Annotated in this window: 5 protein-coding genes and 1 pseudogene; all 6 read right to left on the bottom strand. The window is 64.0% G+C overall.

What is annotated here, in order from left to right:
- The coding region (locus EOA49_RS30520) for an LLM class flavin-dependent oxidoreductase (protein WP_127243550.1) at window positions 1-338 on the bottom strand (338 nt) is incomplete at its 3' end.
- 305 nt (window positions 339-643) lie between these two features.
- Window positions 644-1,271, bottom strand: a pseudogene (locus EOA49_RS30515) (tyrosine-type recombinase/integrase).
- Between the two features lie 208 nt (window positions 1,272-1,479).
- A complete protein-coding gene (gene msuE, locus EOA49_RS30510) occupies window positions 1,480-2,043 on the bottom strand; it encodes an FMN reductase (RefSeq protein ID WP_127243549.1) in 564 nt (187 codons plus the stop codon).
- Between the two features lie 295 nt (window positions 2,044-2,338).
- Window positions 2,339-3,136, bottom strand: coding sequence for an ATP-binding cassette domain-containing protein (locus EOA49_RS30505; protein WP_127243548.1), 798 nt, complete (start codon window positions 3,134-3,136; stop codon window positions 2,339-2,341).
- 7 nt (window positions 3,137-3,143) lie between these two features.
- A complete protein-coding gene (locus tag EOA49_RS30500; protein ID WP_127242277.1) occupies window positions 3,144-3,932 on the bottom strand; it encodes an ABC transporter permease subunit in 789 nt (262 codons plus the stop codon).
- A partial coding sequence (locus EOA49_RS30495; protein ID WP_127243547.1) for an LLM class flavin-dependent oxidoreductase occupies window positions 3,929-4,498 on the bottom strand: 570 nt, incomplete at its 5' end. The genes EOA49_RS30500 and EOA49_RS30495, both read right to left, overlap by 4 nt.

Genomic DNA, 4,498 nt, shown 5'->3' with positions numbered 1-4,498 from the left:
ACATTGATCAGCAGACGTCCGTTGGAGATGCGGTCGAGGGTAGCGGTCATGCGCGCGGCCAGCGTCGGCGACTGCAGGCCGGGTCGCACTGCGACCAGGAAGCGCAGCTTTTTCGTCAGCGGCGCCAGCGCCGAGGCGACAACCCACGAATCCTCGCACGACCGGCCGGTCGGCAACAGCACGCCGTAGTATCCAAGCGTGTCGGCGGCCTGTGCCACCTGGGTCAGATACTCAAGATCGACCGCCCTGCCGCCTTCGGACGTGCCAAGATAACGGCTGTCGCCATGCGTCGGCAGGAACCAAAGAACCTTGATGCGATCGGGGATTTCGGCAGCCATATCCACTCTCAATGAGCCCAAGCGACTTTGTGACCGCAGGCGCCAAGGGCTCCAACGGCCATTTCATCAAACATAAGTCTATTAAGTCCGTAGAGATTATATTTTCTATTTCGAGGCTGGAGCCTGGAATTTCCTTTTCCAAACGGCACCTCATGCGGAGCCACCACCGCAGCTGCCGCTTCTCAGCGAGCTTTGTTGGGGCGTCATCGCGTCGAAGTCTGCATCCTGGCAACGGTAGTGCTGGAGCCCTTCCGACTGAGATGAGGCGCTTCGCGGCGCCACCGAGACGGTAGAGCCGCTGTCAGTTAAACCTCCGTCGCCTCGGCCAGTTCGAGGGCATCTTCTACGTCGTCGCCGGTACCGGACCGTGTTTTCGATCTTAGTGTGGGCCAAGAGAATCTGAACCGCTGAAGGTTACGAGCTGCCTTGTAAATGATTGACGCTTTGGTACGCCTCAGCGAATGCGTGCCACACTCGTCGGGCCTAAGCCCGATCGTCAAAACCCCCTCGTTCACGAGGCGGGCATACTCACTCGCTCATGTGACCCTTTGGGTCGATTCTGCTGGGGAATGCATTGTCGTCGACGGTGCCGCCGCGCCGTTCCAGCCATGCGAGAAGACTGGAACGTGCATCGCTCATCAACTCGAACTGCACACTTCAGCCTGTCTTCTGTTGCATGACCATCGCGCGAGTTCGAATTTCCGGCCCGAGAACCAAGGTGCCGATCTTGATCTTGACTAGGTCGCAGCCGCGCAATTTGCTATCGATTGCTAGATTGAAGAGGGCTTGATCGCGCAGTCGCCGCTCTCGATCGAGAAAGAACCGGATCGTCCATATCTGTCGAGGTTTCAACGGGCGTTTCGTTCCGGCCTTCTTGCCCGCGTTCCACGCGCGGCGATCGGGAACAGTGGGGTCATAGTGAGAATGTCCCATTTCGTTTCTCCTTCGGCCATGATTGGCCACTGGAGGAACGCCCAGCTACTTATGCGGTTGAAGGGGGACCGTAACCTGCCGGTCAGCTAATTTGATACGACAATGATAAGGCGCCTAGGCATACTTCATGCCCGAGGCTGACACGTCTCGGCGATGGCACTTATAAGCCCGATCTTCGTAGGCACGCCATCGAAGTTGTCGTCAGAGACTATTCCGCCGCAATCCGTTGACCGCCAGCGCGGCGCAAGAGCGCATATCCCACCTCATCGACCGCCTGCGCGGCACGCTTGCGGATCGCGTCGGACACCAGAACGCCGTCGGTGAAATCCTTGTCCGTCGCATAGACGGCCGTCGGCAAGGCGAGAGCCTCGAAGAACCCGAACAGCGGCCGCAGCTGATGCTCGACAATCAGCGCATGCCGTTCGCCGCCGCCGGTGGCAAGCAGCAGCACCGGCTTGCCCCTCAGCGCCGACGGGTCGAGCAGGTCGAAGAAATGCTTGAACAGCCCCGTGTAGCTGCCCTTGTAGGTCGGCGATCCGACCACCAGCACATCGGCGTTGACGACTTTGTCGAGAACATTGCGGCCCTGCTGATCGAGATCGCGCGCCCATTTGGCGCTGCCGAGCGACGCTCCGACATCCTCGATGTCAAAGGTGCTCGCCGACAAATTGTTGCGGACCGCGATATCCCTGACAACCTGTTCGACAAAGCCGCGCGTCTTCGACGGGCGGGTGAAATTTCCGGAGAAACCGACAACGGTAGGATTGGGCATGCTGTGGCTCTTTCTCGGTAGGTCGACGCCGGGCGTCAATGTCTATAATTTTTATAGACTCCGGCCCGCTTTAGAAGGAACGATCCGCCCTTGGAGGGCCTCTCACCGAACATTTTTTCCATTGATCGGACAAATGATGGATGCGCAGCCAGCGCCGGACGTCCGGTCCAGACTTGACGTTGACTGCATCGGTTTGCTGCCCTCGGCATGTTACAGTTTTGGGCTGGCCAGGACCGGCAGATGTCAAGGCCGACGATGGGACATTTGTCAAAAAGAACGGCCCCTAAACGACGCTCTAGCCAAGAAGCGTGTCCAGGATTTCGCCCTCCAAGCCGGCAAGTTCGGCCGAGCCACGCCGGCGTGGCCGAGCCCCAGGCACATCAAGGTCGAGCGCGACCCGCCCGGCGCTGATCACTACTACACGGTCGGCGAGCGCAACGGCCTCCGCCACGTCGTGCGTCACCAGCACGGCGGTGAACTTCTGGTCGAGCCAGATGCGTTCCATCAATTGCTGCATCTCGATGCGGGTGAGCGCGTCGAGTGCGCCGAGCGGTTCGTCCAGCGCCAGGATCTGCGGATGGCCGACCAATGCGCGGGCGAGCGCCACCCGCTGCTTCTGGCCGCCGGAAAGCACTGACGGCCATTCGGCAGCGCGGTCGGCAAGCCCGACCTGGTCAAGCATGGCAAGCGCCCGCCGCCGCGCCTCTTCGCCGGCCGCGATCCCGGTAAGCCCGACCTCGACATTCCTCACCACGCTTGCCCAGGGCAAGAGCCTGGGTTCCTGGAACATGAAGCGCGTACGGCTATGGCCTTCCTCCGCGGCACCGAGAGTCAGCGAGCCGCTGGTTGGCCGGTCGAGCCCGGCGAGCAGCCGAAGCAGCGTGCTCTTGCCGCAGCCGCTCTTGCCGATGACGGCGAGGAACTGCCCGGCCGGCACGTCGAGGTCGATGCCGTCGAGCACCACCTTGTCGCCGAAGCGTTTTCCCACGCCCTTGAAGGCGAAGGCGCGCCGTCCCTCGACGGAAATCGCCGGCCGCGCCGGCGCTGGCGTGGCGACGAAGGCGCGGACGGCGGTCAGGCTGGCGGCTGGCATCGAAAGCTCATCCGTTCTGGAACGCGGGGTGCCAGCCGAGCGACAGCCGCTCGAGCAGACGGGCGAGGCTGTCGGCGAGCTTGCCGAGCAGCGCATAGATCAGGATCGACAGCACGACCACGTCGACCAGCAGGAACTCGCGCGCCTGCATGGCCATGTAGCCGAGGCCGGAGCTGGCCGAGATGGTCTCGGCGACGATCAGCGTCAGCCACATGATGCCGAGCGCGTAGCGCAGGCCGACGAAGATCGAAGGCAGCGCTCCGGGCAGGATCACGCGCAGGAACAGCGCGCGCCGGTCCATGCCGTAGACCCGGCCCATCTCGACCAGATGCGGGTCGACGCCCTGGATGCCGAGCAGCGTGTTGACGTAGATCGGGAAGAACACGCCGAGCGCCACCAGGAAGAGCTTTGCCTCCTCGTCGATGCCGAACCACAGGATGACCAGCGGGATCAGCGCCAGATGCGGGATGTTGCGGATCATCTGCAGCGTCGTGTCGGTGAGGCCGCGGCTGAGCCGCGACAGGCCGTTGCCCAGCCCCAGCGCAAAGCCGATCGAGCCGCCGATGGCAAAGCCCGACAGCGCCCGCGCCGTCGAGACGCCGATGTTGCGGATCAGTTCGCCCGACAGCGTCAGCCGCCAGAACGCCTCCGCCACCGCGCTCGGCGCCGGCAAGACATTCGCCGGCATGACACCGGCGCGGCTGGCGATCTCCCAGCCGGCGATGATCGCCGCCGGCAGCAGCCAGCCGATGCCGCTCCTGCCGAGAGGCGCGACAAGGCGCGCGGCGAGGCTCATGACGAGGCCTGCAGGCGGCTGGCGCCGTGGAAGCCGACCGAGAACTCGTTGGCGATGTCCCGGTGCGCCCGCAGCCGGCTGGTGCCGAGGCCGAGGCGCGCGAACAGGAGTTCGGCGACGCGGTAGGCTTCCTCCAGATGCGGGTAGCCGGAGCCGATGATGGTGTCGATGCCGATCGCCTGGTATTCGCGGACACGCTCGACGATCTGGTCCGGCGTGCCGACCAGCGCCGTGCCGGCGCCGCCGCGCACCAGGCCGACGCCGGCCCACAGATTGGGCGAGACGACGAGCCTGTCGCGGCGGCCGCCATGCAGTTCGGCCATGCGGCGTTGGCCGACCGAATCCATTTCTTTGAGGAAGCGCGCCTGCGCGGTCTCGATCTGCGCGTCGGTGACATGGCTGATCAGCCGTTCGGCGGCGCTCCAGGCCTCCGTTTCGGTCTCGCGGACGATGAAATGCAGCCGGATGCCGAAACGCAGCTTGCGGCCCCGCGCCGCCGCCCTGCTACGCGCCGCCGCGATCTTTTCGGCCACCTGCGCCGGCGGCTCGCCCCAGGTCAGGTACAT

This window comes from Mesorhizobium sp. M1A.F.Ca.IN.020.04.1.1, assembly GCF_003997315.1.
Lineage (GTDB): Bacteria > Pseudomonadota > Alphaproteobacteria > Rhizobiales > Rhizobiaceae > Mesorhizobium.
Note: the sequence above shows the minus strand (reverse complement) of the source record. Positions and strands in the feature narration are given on the sequence as shown.